Raw genomic sequence first — 17,802 nt, forward strand, 5'->3', positions numbered from 1 at the left:
AATCCATATTGAAACTTAATTTTAAAATCATTTTTCATTTTTTAGGATTGCTATTATTGTTTAATGGTGGTTTTATGTTGCTTTCAGCACTAGTCAGCTTAATTTATCAAGACGGCGTAACATCTCAAATATCAATTGCTGGTGTTTTGACGATGTTTATAGGTGCTGTTGGAATGTTTTTTACACGAAATCATGAGAAAGTGATGAACAAGCGTGAAGGTTATATTGTTGTAACTTTTGGCTGGATTTTTATGTCACTTTCAGGAACCTTGCCGTATGTGATTACTGAAAGTATTCCTAGTTTTACAGATGCTTTTTTTGAAACCATGTCTGGTTATACGACTACAGGAGCTTCTATTTTAAATGATATTGAAGCGGTACCAAAAGGTGTATTGTTTTGGCGTAGTTTAACGCATTGGATTGGAGGTATGGGGATTATCGTACTCGCCATAGCTATTTTACCGCTTTTGGGAATTGGTGGGATGCAACTTTTTGCAGCGGAAGCGCCAGGTCCTAGTGGCGATAAGCTACATCCACGTATAACAGATACAGCAAAACGTTTATGGCTTATCTATTTTAGCTACACGGCTGCAGAAACTATTCTTTTAAACCTTGCTGGGATGTCGTTTTTTGATGCGATTAATCATGCTATGTGTACGCTTTCTACAGGAGGATTTTCTACTAAGAATGCAAGTGTTGCTTATTGGAATCATCAACCTATTATACAGTATATAATTTGCTTGTTTATGTTTTTAGCAGGTTCAAATTTTGTATTAAGTTACTTTGCTTTTAAAGGAAAATTTCAAAAAATATTGCATGATGAAGAGTTTAGCCTGTATTTTAAGTTTATAGCGATTTTTACGGCTATAGCAGGGGTTATTATTTATTTTCATGCCGATTTAAGTTTATCTTCCATTCATCATCCTGTTGTATGGGGAGAAGCTGAAAGTGCCTTTAGACATGCGTTATTTCAAGTACTATCTATAGTGACAACTACAGGGTTTGTTTCTGCAGACTATACCCTTTGGACACCATTTTTGGTGGTTTTCTTTTTCGGATTAATGTTTTTAGGAGGTTCGGCAGGAAGCACATCGGGAGGGGTGAAAGTAGTGCGTCATTTAATTTTGATAAAGAATGGTTTTTTAGAATTTAAACGTACGTTGCATCCTAATGCTATTGTGCCTGTACGATATAATGGGAAGGCAATTAATCGATTTATTGTATTTAATGTTTTAGCCTTCTTTATTTTGTATATGCTCTCCTTTATTATAGGAGGATTAGTGTTTTCTATGTTTGGTTTGGAGTTTAGCTCGGCCATTGGTTTAGCGGCATCTACCTTAGGAAATGTTGGGCCAGCTTTTGGTGATTTCGGACCAGTAAATAATTACGCATTACTTCCAGACTTGGGCAAGTGGTGGGCATCCTTTTTAATGCTTATCGGGCGTCTTGAGCTGTTTACAGTACTTATCTTGTTTACGCCATTCTTTTGGAGAAATAGATAATCCTTCAGATTTTGTTTTAGAAACCAAAATTATAGTTTAAAGATATGATATAAAAAAAGCCGCTAAATTCAATTAACGGCTTTTTTATATGAAGTGTTACTGTAAGTGATTATTCAGTAACAGCAGCTTTTATTCTTTTAATCGCTTCAATGATTTGTTCTTGTGAAGCAGCATAAGAAATACGAATACAATCCGGATTTCCAAAAGCTTCACCTGTAACTGTAGCAACAAGCGCTTCTTCTAATAAGTATAAAGAGAAATCTGTAGCATTGTTAATCTTTTTACCTCTTAAAGTTTTTCCGAAGTAATGTGTTACGTTAGGGAAAACATAAAATGCACCTTCAGGCGTATTTGTTTTGAAACCTTCAACATCGTTTAATAAGTCTAAGATTAAATCACGACGTACTTTAAACTCGTCAATCATGTATTGCACACGAGATGGAGCTTCGTTTAAAGCAGTAATTACCGCACGTTGCGCGATACAGTTTGTTCCACTTGTAATTTGTCCTTGAAGTTTGTTACATGCACGAGCAATTTTTTCTGGTCCTCCAATGTAACCAACACGCCATCCTGTCATTGCAAAGGCTTTAGAAACCCCGTTTACAGTAATGGTATTGTTGTACATATCTTCAAATTCAGCCATACTTGTATGACCTTCACCGTAGTTAATGTGTTCGTAAATTTCATCTGAAACTACGTAAATATTTGGATGCTTTACTAATACATCGGCTAAAGCTCTTAATTCAGATCTGCTATAAACCGATCCACTTGGGTTACAAGGAGAGCTGAACCAGATCATTTTAGTATTTGGTGTGATAGCTGCTTCAAGTTGCGCTGGAGTCATTTTAAAGTCAGTGTCTATAGTCGTTTTAACTTCTACAGGTACACCGTCATTTAATTTAACGATATCAGAATAACTTACCCAGTAAGGACAAGGTAAAATAACTTCATCACCAGCATTTAACATCACTCCAGCGATATTTGCTAAAGATTGTTTTGCTCCTGTAGAAACTACAATTTGAGCTGGCGTATAAGTTAAATTGTTATCACGTTTAAATTTAGTAATAACAGCTTCTTTTAAATCAGCATAGCCATCAACTGGAGAATAAGAATTGTAATTTTCATTAATAGCCTGAATTGCTGCATCTTTAATGAAATCTGGCGTGTTAAAGTCTGGCTCACCAAGACTTAGTCCAATAATATCTTTTCCTTCGCCTCTAAGTTCTCTTGCTTTTGCTGCCATTGCTAACGTTGCAGACGTAGCCATGTTTAAAATTCTATCAGATAGTAATTGCATGTAAAATTATTTGTTAATTGTAAATTTTAATAGTTTATGCGTAGTTAGGTTTTTGTCCCAATACTTTTAGTTGGTTGTAATGTTCGGAAACAGCTTTCCAAAATGAAGAATATTCATTGTAAGGTAAGCTGCATTCTTTAGCGGTTGCTTTAACGATTTTAGCTAATTTGCTGTAGTGAATGTGACTAATATGTGCAAACAAATGATGTTCTACTTGTCTGTTTAATCCACCTGTGTAAAATTCTGCTAACCAGCTTTTAGGTGAAAAATTTGAAGTCGTGTACAGTTGGTGAATCGCCCAAGTGTTTTTCATGTTACCATTTTCGTCTGGCTCAGGCATTTCTGTATTAGGCATCACGTGTGCTAATTGAAAAACAACACTTAAAATGATTCCTGCGGTATAGTGCATCACAAAGAAACCAATTAAAACTTGCCACCAAGCAAAGCCTAATGATAATGGTAAAACAATCCAAATGAGATAATAAATAATTTTACCAATAATTAGCTTCGTCCACTGCGTTGCTGGGTGGGGCATTTTGCCGTAGGCTAATTTTCTTTTTAAATATTTATAACTTTGAATAAAATCGGTTGTAATTGCCCAGTTTGCAGTCAATAAACCATATAAAAAGAAAGCATAAAAACGTTGGTATTTGTGAATTCTTAACCATTTAGTGTGTTTTGAAAAACGGATAATTCTACCTGCATCTATATCTTCATCGTGACCTTGAATGTTTGTATAGGTATGGTGTAAAACATTGTGTTGTACTTTCCAATTGTAATCGTTACCAGCTAAAACATAGATGCTGCTTCCCATGAGTTTGTTAACCCATTTTTTACTAGAAAAAGAACCGTGATTGGCGTCATGCATCACATTCATACCAACACCAGCCATACCAACACCAGTAGTAATCATACATAAAATTTGAGCCCACCAAGGTAAGTCGATTGTTAAAACTAGAGCAACAGGTACAATAAGTAAAGCAAACATAATCACTGCTTTTAAATAGAGTTTCCAGTTACCGGTACGTTTAATGTTATTTTCTTTGAAATATTCGTTAACGCGTTTATTTAGTGTACGGAAAAATTTTGCCGAATCTGTTCTAGAGAATGTTAATGCTTGTTTTGTCATGCTATAATCAATATTAATATGGTGCTGAAATTTTCATTCTACCATATTCTGCGCAAAGATAGGAATAAACAAAGTTAAGTAATCCCAATTTTTTGTAAAAAAATGGGTTTAAAAAGTATATTTTTGTTGAAAATTTAACAATAATGGAACTCATCTTAAAGTACTTTCCTGAGCTTACCGAAGACCAGATAAACAAATTTACACAGTTAGAATCGCTATACAAAGATTGGAATTTGAAAATCAATGTGGTGTCAAGAAAGGATATTGATGAATTGTATTTACGTCATGTTCTACATTCATTAGGTATTGCTAAAGTGATTTCTTTTAAGGATGGAAGCAAAATTTTAGACGTTGGAACAGGTGGTGGTTTTCCGGGTATTCCACTGGCTATCATGTTTCCTGAATGTTCTTTCCATTTGGTAGATAGTATAGGTAAGAAACTTAAGGTGGTTAATGAAGTTGTTGAAGGTTTAGGTTTAACAAACGTGAAAACAACCCACAGTCGCGTGGAAGAAATTAACGATCATTTTGATTTTATCGTGAGTCGAGCGGTAGCGATTATGCCAACTTTTGTGCATTGGGTTAAAGGTAAAATAGCGAAAGATCAGATGCATGAGCTTAAGAATGGTATCCTTTACTTAAAAGGTGGTGATTTAACCGAAGAACTACAAGATTATAGAACAACTACTGTTTATAATTTAAGTGATTATTTTACTGAAGATTTTTACGAAACTAAAAAAGTGGTGCATTTACCTTTAAAGTATCGAGGTTAAGTATTACAACTTAACCAACGCATTGATGGCTTTATTGAAAAAGAAGTATTGATGCTGAAACCAATAGGTTTCATTGTATTGTAGAATACTTGTTACGTTTGATCCAATTGATAAAATATTATTAGCACGATCAAAATGATGTTTAGCTTTAACGTTATCGTTTAAATTAATATATGCAATGGCCAAGCCTAATTCGGCATCGAAATCTGTTGAATCAAATTCTAAAACCTGTTCAAAATCTGAAATAGCTTCAGCATCTTCGCCTAAAAATAAACTTGAAGCTCCTCTAAAGAAATAAGCAAAAGCATTGCTCTTGTCAAGAAATAGCGCATTATTAAAGTCGTTTTTAGCATCTTGATAACGGGTTATTTCCATGAAAAACACACCTCTGTTATAGTAGTTCTCAGAACTTTTTTCAATAAGTATAGCTGTTGAATAATCAATATGGGCTTTTTGATAATTTTCCAATGCATGATACGCTGAAGCTCTTAATGTGTATGTTTTTGGTTGGCCAGGAACCGATTTTATTACTTTATCGAAATCGCTTATGGCTTTTTCATACTCGCCTAATTCTAGACGAACACAAGCTAAACTATATAAGGCATCTATAAATTTATCATCTAAAATATAGGCTTTCGCATAATCTTCTTTTGCTTCCGTGTAATCTTGAACACTGTATCTGGAATTTCCTCGATTATAGTAGGTGTCGGCGTCTGGATTTTCTACTATAATTTTAGAATAGTCTACAATAGCTCCATAAAAATCTTCCGAATTATTTTTTGCTAATCCACGCTGAAAATAGGCGTCTAGGTTATTGGGTTCTAAATCAATAACGTCATTTAGCATTGAGATTCTTTCTTCTAAATCGGTTGTTCTTAAGGCTTGTCTGTAAAGTTTGTTTGCTTGCCCGAAGGTCAATAAAGGCAATGCAACACATAGAGTAAGTAGTAAATTTTTCATCAAGATTTATATGAGCAAAAAATATGCCGTTTTAAAGAATAAAGTTAATGATAATTTTTAAGATTTGATTAATCTCTTAGAATTGAATATTTAGTTCTATTGGTTTCTATGATGATATTTCATGGATTAAAATATTATAAAGTCTCTTTAAATGAAGATAAGCGCTATATTAAGAATTTTTGTAAGTTGCCATGGTGTTTAGCAGACTAAATTTCTATGTGTACCGTAACTATTATTCCTACCGATAATCAAAATTTTGTTTTAACATCTAACCGTGATGAGGCATCAGATCGTGTGGCTTTGGCTCCAAAGGTTTATGATGTAAATGGCGTAAAACTGATGTATCCAAAAGATGAATTATCCGGAGGGACTTGGATTGGTGTGAGTGAAAAGAAGCGATTAATATGTGTGTTGAATGGAGGCTACGTTCTTCATGAACGTAAAGCTTCTTACAGAAAGAGTCGTGGTATTGTTGCGAAAGACTTGATGCTTGCAGATACTATTTCTTCAGAAATAAATAATTATGATTTTAGTGATATCGAACCTTTTACAATTATTATTGCCGATTGGAATTTCAGTTTAAAATTTTATGAATTGGTTTGGGATGGAGAACAAGCGCATCTTTCAGAACTACCTTTAGAACCTAAAATTTGGTCATCTTCTACGTTATATACTGAAGCGATGAAAAAAGAACGTCAAGATTGGTTTAAAATCTTTCAAACTGTTAATCATTTGAACGCTACCAACATTCTTAAGTTTCATAAAACTACTGGTAAAGAAAACACAAATTATGGTGTAATTATGGATCGCGGTTTTGTGAAAACTACGAGTATAACACAGGTTGAAAAGCAGGAGGATACAGTTACTATGCGTTTTGAAAGTGTTGAAAATCAAAAGGTTTATGTTGAAAAGCTAAATTTCAAAGAAACTTTGGTAAATGAGTAGAAACGGTATTGTTTTAATTCTAGCTTATCCCGATACCATAGTTAGAGGGCCTAAAGAATGGTATGCACCATTTATGCGTTTCGTGGGAATGGGAACCAAAAACTACATACGCGCTGGTCATGCTGCTTTGGTTTTAATAGACGAAAAAACAGGAGGTTTAGCATATTATGATTTCGGACGCTATATCGTGCCAGAGCCTTATGGACGTGTTCGAAGTCAAGAAACTGATCCTGAATTAACTTTACCGTTAAAAGCTAAAATTGTAGATGGTTCAGTGCAAAATATGGATGATATTTTAGTGTATTTAACCACGCATCCAAAAATAACTCATGGCGATGGAAAAATGTTAGCTTCGTTATGCCATGCGATTGACTATGATAAAGCCAGTACTTTTATTTTGGAATTACAAAGTCAAAAGTCTGTTAGATATGCAGCATTTATTAAAAAAGCTTCAAACTGTGCGCGTTTTGTGACTGATGTATTGATAGCTTCAGTAACAGATGAAACGATTAAAAAAAATTTACTAAAATCGAAAAGGTTTACACCGAGCACGGTGGGGAATGTGTTATTAGGAAATACTGAAAAGTTGGTTTATGAAGTTTCCGAGCAAGGGGTTATTTCAGAATTCAATGGATCTCAAAAAAGTGAAAATTTACGATGTTTTTTAGATCGGTTGAAAGGTTATAAACCTAATTTAGAAGGAAATTTGAAGCCCAAAACGGTTTCTGGTTTACCCGAAGAAGCGCAATGGCTGCCTGGAATAGGCAGTGGTGCTTGGTTTTTGTTAGATAAAACTGAAAGTGAATCCGATTTCAGATTTAGACGCGTGTCTCCATATGGAACAGTAGATTGTGATGCTGAATTTTCGGTAGATAAAAAAGACTTTTGTTTTAATTCAGACTTTAGATTTTTGCCTTTTTCTAATTGTAAAAGTTTTCAGATAGAACAAGATGGTACCGTTTTTAATTTTAATCAGGTTGTTTCTTCTGAAGAAATTTACAAGTAAACGGAAACCGTTAGAAATACCATTGTTGTAATAATTAAAATAAGGAGTAGGGGCGTTATAAATTTCAGCCACTTGTCAAATCCAATTTTCACAATAGCTAAAGCTGCTAGTATTAGTCCGGTTGGACTTATTAAATAAAGCAATCCCATACCATATTGGTACGTGTTCACAATAACTTCGCGTCCTAAGTTTACAGTGTCTGCCAAAGGAGACATGATAGGCATGGTTAAAACTGCCATTCCTGAAGATGATGGCATGAAGAAGGATAGGCCTGCATATATAAAAAGCATAAAATTAGTAAAAAGGCCTTTGGGCATACCGGCAGTGATGTTACTAGCGTAAAAGAGTAAGGTGTCGCTTATAAGTCCGTCTTCCATTATAATGGTAACACCTCTAGCAATACCAACAATAAAGGCGACACTTAATAAATCGCCAGCACCTTTTGCGAAGTTTTCTATAAATACACTTTCGTTTATTTTAGCAATAAACCCGATAATTATGGCGCCTATTAAAAATGTTGTGGTCATTTCAACAAACCACCAATCTAAAAAAGAAACACCAATAATCATCACGATAAAACAAAGCGTAAAAACAAAAGTGATAAGCTTTAATCTTGGTGTGAATTTTATATTTGCATCCGTATTCAGCTTGAAAAGCGATTCAATAGCTTCTTTTTGATCATATACTATGGATTTTGAAGGATCGCTTTTAACGCGTTTGGCATATCGAAGTATATAAAATATGGTAATGGTTAAACATAGCATGAGCATGAGAATGCGGCTTTGTAAACCTGTGGTCCAACTAATCCCTGCAGCATCAGAGGCGATAATGGTTGAAAACGGATTTATAGTTGAGCACATCGTACCAATAGCAGAGCCTAGAAAAATACAACTCACACCAACGATAGCATCGTATTTCGCTGCTAAAAAAACGGGGATTAAAATCGGATAAAAAGCCATGGTTTCTTCGGCGAGACCAAAAGTAGTTCCGCCAGCAGCAATAAGCGTAGTGACTACGATAATTAAAAGGTATTCTCTTTCCTTTAAAGACTGAGCCATCCAAGCAATACCTGCATCAAAAGCACCAGTAATATTCATTATACCTATTAAGCCGCCAATAATCAGAATTAGAAAAATAATATCTGAAGCCGCAATAGTACCTTTTATAGGCGATTTTAATAAGTCACCAAAACCTTGAGAATTTGGTTCGAGTTCTTTATAAGAATTTGGGATGCCAATGGGTTTATAAATAGCGCCACTAGTGAATTTTTCCAGTGGAATTTTAATGTTGAGGTCGTTTAGGGTTTCTGTCGTTGCAGGGAGTTCGGTGGTTTTCTTTAAACTGACTACGGTAAAACTGTTGTTTGAAGCGTTATAAGTGAGGCTGTCATATTTTCCTGCTGGAATAATCCAAGTTAGAAGCGCAACAAGACCTGCAATAATAATAAGTATGGTTTGTGCTGAAGGGAATTTTAGTTTTTTCATATCCAATATTAAAACCAAGTAATAACTGGTATTGCCGTAATTTGGTTAAAAATAATGAATTTTAAATTACAATACTTCCTTGTAGATACATGTAGCAGTAGTAGTTTTCTACCAACTAGTGCAATAGAATTAGTTTATAGCAAAAGGTGCGCTAAGTTTAAAGTTAGGAATGGTGACTTGAAACTTTTTAGTTGTAGTAAAGTTGACCATACTGTAGTGGCCCTGCATGGCACCGAATGGTGAGGTTAGTAAACATCCAGAAGAGTAAGTGTGTGATTCACCTGGTTTAAGAACGGGTTTTTTTCCAACAACACCTTCCCCAGAAACGGTTTCAATATTGTTTAAGGCATCTAATATCTCCCAATGACGTGCAAAAAGTTGAACTGAATCTTTACTTTGGTTTTCTATAGTAATGGTATAGCCAAAGGCGTATTGTATTTTATAATTTTTATAAAACGAGCCCTCGTAAGTGGTTTTTACGGAAATCTTTATGCCTTTTGTAACCTGTTGAACCATGTTAACTATAGATATACCATGTGTTTATAGCTGCTAATGTAACAAAATATAAATGTCTGTCACAAATTTTAACGTGATTGGTACAAAAATTAGATAATTTGCAGTTTTAGTTGCTAATATTTACAGAACTCCCTTCGTTATAGCCTATAATTCTATCATATCGAGCTCCTAAATCTCTGTAATATACTAATACTTTGTAGCTATTTTCGGTTTGCCAATGATTTCCACTTATATACCCTTCATCTATTTCACCATCTGCATTGACAACAACATATTTATAATTGTAAAATCCTTGTTTCAACAAAAGGGAGCTACTGAAAATGTTTTTTGAAGCATCGTATGACATCTTGGTAGCTTCTTCAATGGCATAATTATTAAAGCTACCATAAACATGTATATTTTTGTCTTTTATGGTGTTATCCGCTTTTAATGAAAAATGCATCCAAACATAATCTGCTTCAATATCTGGGTTTGTGGCATCTAAATTGTTTATTACATAATTACCGTTGATATCCGGGTTATAGGTGTAGGGTTGGCTGACACGACTCACATTGGTGTACATATAATTATGATATAAATCTTGTAAGTCTATAAATTGTATGTTGTTATTCGCGCCACGAACATCTTTGTTTTCAAAAAAGAAGTATTCGTTTCCACCCCAAAAACTAGTTTCTGAATCGTATTTGTATATTAACTGATTGCCTAAAGTATATTGAGGCCTGATATCTGTAATAGCTGTTTTAAGATTATTATTTTGGATAATCACAGCATTAACAGTTTGCAATGGGTTGTTAAACTGAATTCGGTTAGAATCTACAATAAGTTCTACACGTTGCTTAGCTTCAATGCTTTCCATGTCTCTGGTTCGTTTTACAACAACACCAACATTAGCTATGTTTTCATAAAGCATAAATTTACGTGAAAAAACAAGTTCACTGTTGTTGTCGTAAATGAAAATCATGTAATTTCCAGACACTTTTAGACCTCTTGTTTGGTCGTTTGGAATGGTAAGTTTGTAGTGAGAAAATATTTGATAGGTATTAAAGGAGTTTTCGTATTCTCGTATACGTTGGTTGTCGAAACCATCTAGGTATTCTGACTGTACTAAAACGGAAGGTGTCCAATCGCGGTTATAATATTTTATTTTATAGTAAAAGTCGTCTTCATTACCATTTAAAGCATCAAATTCTAAAATAATAGGATCGCTCATATTTAAAATAGGCAATTGATTTTCGTTTGTGCCACTTCTAAAATTGATAGTTTTTATATAGTCAGGCGGATTTGTTTCTTCAACTTGAGCAAAAAGGAACACAGGAAGTAAGAAAGCGATGATGTTTAATGTGAGTTTTAGTCTCATTTGGGGTTTATTTTGGGTAAATATAGTTAAATTATAAAGGTTGACTAATTCAGTTATTAAGAATCAGTATAAATAATATCAAGCTTTCTTTTAAAGTGCGAATTTCATAATTTATACGTATTTTTGCTGCGATTTTTAGACAACTAATTTCAATAAATATAAATATGTCAAACGACATTCGTATTAAAAAAGGTCTGGACATTAAACTTAAGGGTGAGGCTGAAAAAACTGTTGAGCAAGCAGTGATCAGTAACTACTGCACCATAAGGCCAGAAGACTTCCACGGAATTATTCCAAAACTTATTGCAAAAGAGGGTGCTACAGTCCAAGCTGGAGATACTTTATTTTTCGATAAATCTAACGAAGCTGTTAAGTTTGCTTCTCCTGTATCAGGGAAAGTAGTTGAGGTTGTTCGTGGACCAAAAAGGCGTATCGATGCCATTAAAATAGAAGCCGATAAAACACAATCTCACAAGGATTTTGGACAGGTTAATGTTGAAACTGCAAAACCAGAGGACCTAAAAGCACATTTACTTGCTTCAGGGTGTTGGCCATTTGTAAAACAGCGTCCGTATGATGTTGTTGCAAACCCAGATAAGGCGCCTAAAGCGATCTTTATTTCTGCATATGCCAGCGCACCATTAGCGGCCGATTTAGATTTTACTTTAAAAGGTAAAGAAGCTGAATTGCAAGCGGCTATTACTGCTCTAGGAAAGCTAACCGAAGGTAAGGTACATGTTTCTGTTGGTAAGAATGCAAATTCTCCACTTTCAGGTTTAAACGGTATTACTTTACATAAAGTTTCTGGACCACACCCATCAGGGAATGTGGGAACACAAATCAATAAAATTGATCCAGTAAACAAAGGTGAAGTGGTTTGGACGGTAAATCCGCAGGACCTAGTCATAATGGGTGAGTTGTTGTTGACAGGAAAGTTCAACGCACAGCGTATTGTTGCTTTAGTCGGGTCTTCTGTTCAAAAACCAAGATATTTCAAAACACTTATCGGAAGCGAAGTGGCAACTATCATATTTGATAAAGGTATCGATAGATCAGGTCATGACCGTGTGATTTCTGGTAATGTTTTAACGGGAAAAGAAATCAAAGCAGACGGTAGTTTAGGGTATTACGATAACGTGATCTCTGTGATTCCAGAAGGTGATGATTATGAGTTTTTCGGATGGAATAAACCTATTTTTAACAAGGTTTCTACTTCAAGAGCATTAACTTTCTCATGGTTAACACCTAACAAAGCTTACGATTTGAATACCAATACAAACGGTGAACACAGAGCTTTTGTAACCACAGGAACTTATGAAGAGGTCTTTCCTTTAGATATTTATCCATTACAAATCTTAAAAGCTTGTATGTATAAAGATTTAGATGAAATGGAAGCTTTAGGGATGTACGAAGTTGCTCCTGAAGATTTTGCTCTAACTGAATTTGTTTGTGTGTCTAAGCAACCACATCAAAAAATAATTAGAGAAGGTTTAGACTTAATGCTAAAAGAAATTGGATAATTATTCATTGAGAAACGAAATGAAAAATATTACAAGATGGGTTTAAAAGAGAATTTACATAATTTTAAAGTTAAAAATAAAGGGAAGAAGTGGTTACCTGCTTTTTCAGCCATTCATACCTTTTTATTTTTACCTAATGAGACCACACATAATGGAACTCATATAAAAGCAGCCGACGATTTAAAACGTACCATGAATACTGTAATTATGGCTATGGTACCATGTTTAATCTTTGGTATGTTTAACGCAGGATATCAGCATCACTTAGCTTTTGATGGTATTCAAGCCGTATCAGGAGGATTTTTTAGTCCAGAATTTTGGACTCTAGACAACTTCACTGTTGGTTTTTGGAAAATCATACCACTAGTACTCGTGTCTTACGGTGTTGGTTTAGGTATTGAGTTCATATTTGCAATTATCAAAGGACATGAAGTTGAAGAAGGTTACCTGGTAACGGGAATGTTAGTGCCACTTATTGTGCCTATTGATATTCCATTATGGATGCTTTCAGTAGCTGTTATTTTTGGAGTTGTAATTGGTAAAGAAGTTTTTGGTGGTACAGGAATGAACATTCTTAATCCAGCATTAACTATTCGTGCCTTTTTATTCTTCGCATATCCAACATGGATGTCTGGAGATAAAGTATGGGTTGAAGGTGCTGTAGCCAGAGATCAAGCAATTGCTTCTGGTCAAAACTTAGATGCTGTTTCAGGAGAAACCATTTTAGGAACTTTAGCACAAGGTAAAGAAGTTGCGCATTCAGCAGCCGATATGTTCCTTGGGTTTATACCAGGTTCTATCGGGGAAACCTCTACACTTTTAATCATTTTAGGTGGTTTATTTTTAATATTCGCTAAAATAGGAAGTTGGAGAATCATGTTGTCTTCAGCACTTGGGGCTATAGTTATGGGCTTAATTTTTAACCAAATTGTTGACGCTGGTGTTATAACAGAAACAAGCAAGTTTTACGGATTAATGAGCACACCATTCTGGCACCACCTACTTATTGGAGGTTTTGCTTTTGGTACGGTGTTTATGGCAACCGACCCTGTAACGGCTTCACAAACAAATAAAGGGAAATGGTACTACGGTTTCTTAATAGGATTACTTTCTATTTTAATACGTGTATTCAACCCGGCTTACCCAGAGGGTGTGATGTTAGCGATTCTATTAATGAATGTTTTCGCACCAACAATCGACTATTACGTGATTCAAGGTAATGTGAAGAAAAGAAAGAAACGTTTAAAAGTAAAAACGGCTTAACAATGGAAAACAAAACGGATAAAAATTCATATACTATAATATTTGCCATTGCCATGGTTATCGTGGTTGGTGCATTATTAGCATTTACAGCTTCTTCTTTAAAACCGAAGATTTCTGAAAATCAACGTATAGAAAAGCAACAGAATATTCTATATGCGATGGGAGTTAATGATAATGATGAAGGCAGTGCAGTGTTTGTTTCTACAAAGGATGCGCCTGAATTATTTGACAAGTATATCTCGAAGCAGTTAGTGATAAAAAACGGAACACCTGAAGAAAACGATAAAGCCTATTTAATTGACCTTAAAAAAGACAAAGCCGCTGCTGGAGGCGATCCTTCAAAGCGTAACTTGCCTTTATTTATCGGAGAAAAAGATGGTGTAACGTATTACATAATTCCTATTTACGGAAAAGGTTTATGGGATGCGATTTGGGCCTATGTTTCTGTAGATGAAAACATGGTAATCAAAGGGGCTTATTTTGACCACAAAGGAGAAACGCCTGGTTTAGGTGCAAATATCAAGCAACGTTACTTCATGGACGATTTTATTGGAGAACACCTTTTAGATGATAATGGAAACTTTAAAGGGGTGACTGTAGCTAAAGGAAATGCAGATCCAACAAACGAAGATAAAACAGATAACGAGGTTGATGCTATTGCAGGAGCTACTATCACAGGTGATGGTGTTACAGCAATGATTAAAAGTGATCTAAAACTTTACAAGCCTTATTTCGATAATTTAAAAAATAATTAATTTATGGGACTTTTATCAAAAAAAGACACAAAGTTAATCACAGACCCATTAGCAGATAATAATCCAATTACCATTCAGGTATTAGGTATTTGTTCAGCATTAGCGATTACAGCAGAGCTTAAAGCTTCTATTGTAATGTCTATTTCAGTATTATTCGTACTAGGGTTTGGTAATGTTATTATTTCATTAATGCGTAACATTATACCTTCTAAAATTAGAATTATAGTACAGTTAACTGTAGTTGCTGCTTTAGTAATTATTGTAGATCAAGTGCTAAAAGCTTTTGCTTACGAATTGAGTAAAACACTTTCAGTTTTCATTGGTTTAATTATTACAAACTGTATTATTATGGGACGTTTTGAGGCTTTTGCTCTAGCGAATGGCCCTTGGAAATCTTTCCTTGATGGTATTGGAAACTCTTTAGGATACGGCGTTATTCTTATTATAGTTGGTTTCTTTAGAGAGTTATTAGGTTCTGGAACATTATTAGGTTTTCCTGTTTTAGGAGATCCAATTACAAAAACTGGATTATACTCAATTGGCTATGAAAATAACGGATTTATGTTATTATCACCAATGGCCTTAATCGTTGTGGGTATCATCATTTGGGTACAACGTTCAAGAAACAAAGCTTTAGTAGAAGATCATTAATAAGTCGCAGTTTGCAGTCACAGAGAACAGTAATTTACTGTAAACTGAGACTGAGACTGAAAACTAAAAACATATGGAACATTTAGAATTATTTTTAAAATCAATATTTATAGATAACATGGTATTTGCCACGTTCTTAGGGATGTGTTCTTACCTAGCTGTATCTAAAAAAGTGAGTACAGCTGTTGGTCTTGGTGCTGCAGTAATCTTTGTATTAGCTATAACAGTGCCTTTAAACTGGTTGTTGGATCAGTATTTATTACAACCAGGTGCTTTAAAATGGTTAGGTGCTGAGTATGCCGATTACGATTTAAGCTTCTTATCTTTTATCATGTTTATTGCAACTATTGCAACCATGGTACAATTAGTTGAAATTGTGGTTGAAAAATTTTCACCATCATTATATAACTCACTTGGTATTTTCTTACCACTAATTGCGGTAAACTGTGCCATCTTAGGAGGGTCTTTATTCATGCAATCTCGTGAAATTCCTTCATTAGGATTAGCAACAACTTACGGAGTAGGTTCTGGAATTGGATGGTTTTTAGCTATTCTTGCTATTGCTGCCATTCGTGAGAAAATTAGATACTCTAACGTACCACCGGCATTAAGAGGACTAGGAATCACATTTATCATTACAGGATTAATGGCCATTGGTTTCATGAGTTTTGGAGGGATGTTAACAGGAGGTGATGATGAAGGTGCTAAGGAAACTAAAACTGCTAAAGTTGAAAAGCCTCAAGCTGATTCAGAAAACAATAAAGTGATCGCTAACAACATAAAAGTAACCGAGTAATATGATTTTAGCAGCAAGTACAACAGGAACTATTTTAGTAACCGTAATAGCGTTTTTAATTATTACATTATCATTGGTTACTTTACTATTATTTGTAAAACAAAAATTATCACCATCAGGACCGGTAAAAATTACCATAAATGGTGAAAAAGAAATTGAAGTAGCTTCAGGAGGAAGTTTACTTTCAACATTAGGTAATGCGAAAATATTTTTACCATCGGCGTGTGGTGGAGGTGGAACTTGTATTCAATGTGAGTGTCACGTATTAGAAGGTGGTGGTGAAGCATTACCAACTGAGATTCCTCACTTTACTAGAAAAGAATTAGCTCATGGAGCACGTTTATCTTGTCAGGTAAAAGTGAAACAAGACATGAATATTACGATTCCAGAAGAAGTTTTCGGAATTAAAAAGTGGGAAGCTACTGTAGTTCGTAATTATAACGTAGCATCTTTCATTAAAGAATTTGTAGTTGAAATTCCAGAAGATATGGGCTACAAAGCAGGTGGATATATTCAAATTGAAATTCCACCATGTGAAGTGAAATATTCTGAAATGGATATTACAGCACACCCTGAGGAACATGAAACGCCTGATAAGTTTCAAGCAGAATGGGATAAATTCGGATTATGGCCATTAGTAATGAAAAACACCGAAACAGTAGAAAGAGCTTATTCTATGGCTTCTTACCCTGCTGAAGGACGTGAAATCATGTTGAACGTTCGTGTGGCTTGTCCGCCATGGGATCGTGCTAAAAACGGATGGATGGATGTAAATCCAGGTGTAGCTTCATCGTTTATTTTTAATCAGAAACCAGGAGATAAAGTGACCATTTCAGGACCTTACGGTGAATTCTTCATCAACGAGTCTGATAGTGAAATGCTTTACGTTGGTGGTGGAGCAGGTATGGCGCCAATGCGTTCGCACTTATACCACTTATTCAAAACATTAAAAACGGGAAGAAAAGTAACGTATTGGTACGGTGGACGTTCAAAACGTGAGTTATTCTACTTAGAGCACTTCCGTGAATTAGAAAGAGATTTCCCTAATTTTAAATTTTACTTAGCCTTATCTGAACCTTTACCAGAGGATAACTGGCAGGTAAAAGAAGATATCGATGCTCCTGGAGATGGTTTTGTTGGGTTTATTCACAATTGTGTAATAGATAATTACTTAAGCAAACATGAAGCTCCTGAAGATATTGAATTGTATTTCTGTGGACCACCATTAATGAACAATGCCGTTCAGAAAATGGGTGAAGATTTTGGAATCCCAGATGAGCATATTAGATTTGATGACTTCGGAGGATAAATTTCAGCAAAAGCAGAAATCTCAAGAAGATTATATTTATATAAAAACCGATACTAAAGTGTCGGTTTTTTTATGACTTCATTTCAGAAGGTAATTTTATGTTTACGGTATGAGCTTCAAAAAGTTTGGTATAATCCATCACATTTTGAATTTTATCTAATCCACATAGCAAAGTCACGACGGCATATAAACCCTGGAATAAAATAGCCTTATCGGAAATGTTTTTAGGTTTCCGATTTGTATGATGTAATGGTGTTTTAAAGCCACAAGCTTCTAAAAAGGTATGCTCTATTTGTAATAATTGGCTAGGTGTATAACCGTTAAATTTTCTGTTTAGGCTTTGGTGTACTTTTCCAACGTAATTCAATTGAAGGCTTCCATGGTGGTCTGAAAGATGTTTCCAACCGTCAGTTTGGTCTAAAATATTTCCTACGGCACATTGCTTACAACACTCCGGATTAAGAGTGTTATTATGAAAGGCCTTGTATAATTTGTTTATGGCCAAATCAAAACGCAAAGTTGTTTTCATCAGTTTTTTT

17 protein-coding genes are annotated in these 17,802 nt (G+C 34.8%); 10 read left to right on the forward strand and 7 right to left on the reverse strand.

Annotated features, from left to right (window positions below):
* Window positions 1-5 precede the first annotated feature (5 nt).
* The gene (locus Q4566_RS00295) at window positions 6-1,502 is read left to right on the forward strand and encodes a TrkH family potassium uptake protein (protein WP_303418107.1); all 1,497 of its coding nucleotides are present in this window, start codon (window positions 6-8) and stop codon (window positions 1,500-1,502) included.
* A gap of 109 nt (window positions 1,503-1,611) precedes the next feature.
* Here the strand turns inward: Q4566_RS00295 and Q4566_RS00300 are convergent, their stop codons facing one another.
* Together Q4566_RS00300 and Q4566_RS00305 are read right to left on the reverse strand one after the other, a co-directional pair.
* A complete protein-coding gene (locus Q4566_RS00300; RefSeq protein ID WP_303417106.1) occupies window positions 1,612-2,799 on the reverse strand; it encodes a pyridoxal phosphate-dependent aminotransferase in 1,188 nt (395 codons plus the stop codon).
* 34 nt (window positions 2,800-2,833) lie between these two features.
* Window positions 2,834-3,928 (reverse strand): acyl-CoA desaturase, encoded by a 1,095-nt coding sequence (locus tag Q4566_RS00305; RefSeq protein ID WP_303417108.1) that lies wholly within the window; start codon window positions 3,926-3,928, stop codon window positions 2,834-2,836.
* A gap of 143 nt (window positions 3,929-4,071) precedes the next feature.
* Between Q4566_RS00305 and rsmG the strand changes: the two genes are divergently transcribed.
* Window positions 4,072-4,701 (forward strand): 16S rRNA (guanine(527)-N(7))-methyltransferase RsmG, encoded by a 630-nt coding sequence (gene rsmG / locus Q4566_RS00310; RefSeq protein ID WP_303417110.1) that lies wholly within the window; start codon window positions 4,072-4,074, stop codon window positions 4,699-4,701.
* A gap of 3 nt (window positions 4,702-4,704) precedes the next feature.
* Here the strand turns inward: rsmG and Q4566_RS00315 are convergent, their stop codons facing one another.
* Window positions 4,705-5,661 (reverse strand): tetratricopeptide repeat protein, encoded by a 957-nt coding sequence (locus Q4566_RS00315; protein WP_303417112.1) that lies wholly within the window; start codon window positions 5,659-5,661, stop codon window positions 4,705-4,707.
* 216 nt (window positions 5,662-5,877) lie between these two features.
* On the opposite strand from Q4566_RS00315, the gene Q4566_RS00320 reads away from it, so the two are divergent.
* Both Q4566_RS00320 and Q4566_RS00325 read left to right on the forward strand, forming a co-directional pair.
* On the forward strand, window positions 5,878-6,606 hold the full coding sequence (locus Q4566_RS00320) for an NRDE family protein (protein ID WP_303417114.1): 729 nt from the start codon (window positions 5,878-5,880) through the stop codon (window positions 6,604-6,606).
* Window positions 6,599-7,612: a DUF6695 family protein gene (locus Q4566_RS00325; protein WP_303417116.1), complete on the forward strand. Its 1,014-nt coding sequence runs from the start codon at window positions 6,599-6,601 to the stop codon at window positions 7,610-7,612. The genes Q4566_RS00320 and Q4566_RS00325 overlap by 8 nt, the downstream gene beginning before the upstream one ends.
* On the opposite strand, the gene Q4566_RS00330 is transcribed toward Q4566_RS00325, so the two are convergent.
* From Q4566_RS00330 to Q4566_RS00340, 3 genes are all read right to left on the reverse strand, one after another.
* Window positions 7,603-9,096 (reverse strand): YfcC family protein, encoded by a 1,494-nt coding sequence (locus Q4566_RS00330; protein WP_303417118.1) that lies wholly within the window; start codon window positions 9,094-9,096, stop codon window positions 7,603-7,605. The two genes, Q4566_RS00325 and Q4566_RS00330, sit on opposite strands and share 10 nt — an antisense overlap.
* Before the next feature lie 129 nt (window positions 9,097-9,225).
* Entirely contained in the window at window positions 9,226-9,612 is a 387-nt protein-coding gene (gene apaG, locus Q4566_RS00335; RefSeq protein WP_303417120.1) for a Co2+/Mg2+ efflux protein ApaG, read from the reverse strand.
* A 106-nt stretch (window positions 9,613-9,718) separates the two neighbouring features.
* Complete coding sequence (locus tag Q4566_RS00340) at window positions 9,719-10,969, reverse strand: DUF5103 domain-containing protein (protein ID WP_303417121.1); 1,251 nt, start codon at window positions 10,967-10,969, stop codon at window positions 9,719-9,721.
* Between the two features lie 164 nt (window positions 10,970-11,133).
* On the opposite strand from Q4566_RS00340, the gene Q4566_RS00345 reads away from it, so the two are divergent.
* From Q4566_RS00345 to nqrF, 6 genes are all read left to right on the forward strand, one after another.
* Window positions 11,134-12,489, forward strand: coding sequence for a Na(+)-translocating NADH-quinone reductase subunit A (locus tag Q4566_RS00345; RefSeq protein WP_303417123.1), 1,356 nt, complete (start codon window positions 11,134-11,136; stop codon window positions 12,487-12,489).
* 36 nt (window positions 12,490-12,525) lie between these two features.
* Entirely contained in the window at window positions 12,526-13,752 is a 1,227-nt protein-coding gene (locus Q4566_RS00350) for an NADH:ubiquinone reductase (Na(+)-transporting) subunit B (protein WP_303417125.1), read from the forward strand.
* A gap of 2 nt (window positions 13,753-13,754) precedes the next feature.
* The gene (locus tag Q4566_RS00355) at window positions 13,755-14,507 is read left to right on the forward strand and encodes a Na(+)-translocating NADH-quinone reductase subunit C (protein WP_303417127.1); all 753 of its coding nucleotides are present in this window, start codon (window positions 13,755-13,757) and stop codon (window positions 14,505-14,507) included.
* 3 nt (window positions 14,508-14,510) lie between these two features.
* Window positions 14,511-15,158 carry an NADH:ubiquinone reductase (Na(+)-transporting) subunit D gene (locus tag Q4566_RS00360; RefSeq protein ID WP_303417128.1) on the forward strand — a complete coding sequence of 216 codons (648 nt, stop codon included), beginning with the start codon at window positions 14,511-14,513 and terminating at the stop codon, window positions 15,156-15,158.
* A gap of 73 nt (window positions 15,159-15,231) precedes the next feature.
* Window positions 15,232-15,954: an NADH:ubiquinone reductase (Na(+)-transporting) subunit E gene (nqrE, locus tag Q4566_RS00365; RefSeq protein WP_303417130.1), complete on the forward strand. Its 723-nt coding sequence runs from the start codon at window positions 15,232-15,234 to the stop codon at window positions 15,952-15,954.
* A gap of 1 nt (window position 15,955) precedes the next feature.
* Window positions 15,956-17,263, forward strand: coding sequence for an NADH:ubiquinone reductase (Na(+)-transporting) subunit F (gene nqrF, locus Q4566_RS00370; RefSeq protein ID WP_303417132.1), 1,308 nt, complete (start codon window positions 15,956-15,958; stop codon window positions 17,261-17,263).
* 70 nt (window positions 17,264-17,333) lie between these two features.
* On the opposite strand, the gene Q4566_RS00375 is transcribed toward nqrF, so the two are convergent.
* On the reverse strand, window positions 17,334-17,792 hold the full coding sequence (locus tag Q4566_RS00375) for a Na(+)-translocating NADH-quinone reductase subunit F (protein ID WP_303417134.1): 459 nt from the start codon (window positions 17,790-17,792) through the stop codon (window positions 17,334-17,336).
* Window positions 17,793-17,802 lie beyond the last annotated feature (10 nt).

The organism is Tamlana sp. 2_MG-2023, assembly GCF_030548465.1.
Classification (GTDB): domain Bacteria; phylum Bacteroidota; class Bacteroidia; order Flavobacteriales; family Flavobacteriaceae; genus Pseudotamlana.

Excerpts from the sequence above, each read along its gene's own strand:
- Q4566_RS00300 (WP_303417106.1), bottom strand. The coding sequence starts at position 2,799 with ATGCAATTACTATCTGATAGAATTTTAAACATGGCTACGTCTGCAACG.
- Q4566_RS00305 (WP_303417108.1), bottom strand. The coding sequence starts at position 3,928 with ATGACAAAACAAGCATTAACATTCTCTAGAACAGATTCGGCAAAATTT.
- rsmG (WP_303417110.1), top strand. The coding sequence starts at position 4,072 with ATGGAACTCATCTTAAAGTACTTTCCTGAGCTTACCGAAGACCAGATA.
- Q4566_RS00315 (WP_303417112.1), bottom strand. The coding sequence starts at position 5,661 with ATGAAAAATTTACTACTTACTCTATGTGTTGCATTGCCTTTATTGACC.
- Q4566_RS00320 (WP_303417114.1), top strand. The coding sequence starts at position 5,878 with ATGTGTACCGTAACTATTATTCCTACCGATAATCAAAATTTTGTTTTA.
- Q4566_RS00325 (WP_303417116.1), top strand. The coding sequence starts at position 6,599 with ATGAGTAGAAACGGTATTGTTTTAATTCTAGCTTATCCCGATACCATA.
- Q4566_RS00330 (WP_303417118.1), bottom strand. The coding sequence starts at position 9,096 with ATGAAAAAACTAAAATTCCCTTCAGCACAAACCATACTTATTATTATT.
- apaG (WP_303417120.1), bottom strand. The coding sequence starts at position 9,612 with ATGGTTCAACAGGTTACAAAAGGCATAAAGATTTCCGTAAAAACCACT.
- Q4566_RS00340 (WP_303417121.1), bottom strand. The coding sequence starts at position 10,969 with ATGAGACTAAAACTCACATTAAACATCATCGCTTTCTTACTTCCTGTG.
- Q4566_RS00345 (WP_303417123.1), top strand. The coding sequence starts at position 11,134 with ATGTCAAACGACATTCGTATTAAAAAAGGTCTGGACATTAAACTTAAG.
- Q4566_RS00350 (WP_303417125.1), top strand. The coding sequence starts at position 12,526 with ATGGGTTTAAAAGAGAATTTACATAATTTTAAAGTTAAAAATAAAGGG.
- Q4566_RS00355 (WP_303417127.1), top strand. The coding sequence starts at position 13,755 with ATGGAAAACAAAACGGATAAAAATTCATATACTATAATATTTGCCATT.
- Q4566_RS00360 (WP_303417128.1), top strand. The coding sequence starts at position 14,511 with ATGGGACTTTTATCAAAAAAAGACACAAAGTTAATCACAGACCCATTA.
- nqrE (WP_303417130.1), top strand. The coding sequence starts at position 15,232 with ATGGAACATTTAGAATTATTTTTAAAATCAATATTTATAGATAACATG.
- nqrF (WP_303417132.1), top strand. The coding sequence starts at position 15,956 with ATGATTTTAGCAGCAAGTACAACAGGAACTATTTTAGTAACCGTAATA.
- Q4566_RS00375 (WP_303417134.1), bottom strand. The coding sequence starts at position 17,792 with ATGAAAACAACTTTGCGTTTTGATTTGGCCATAAACAAATTATACAAG.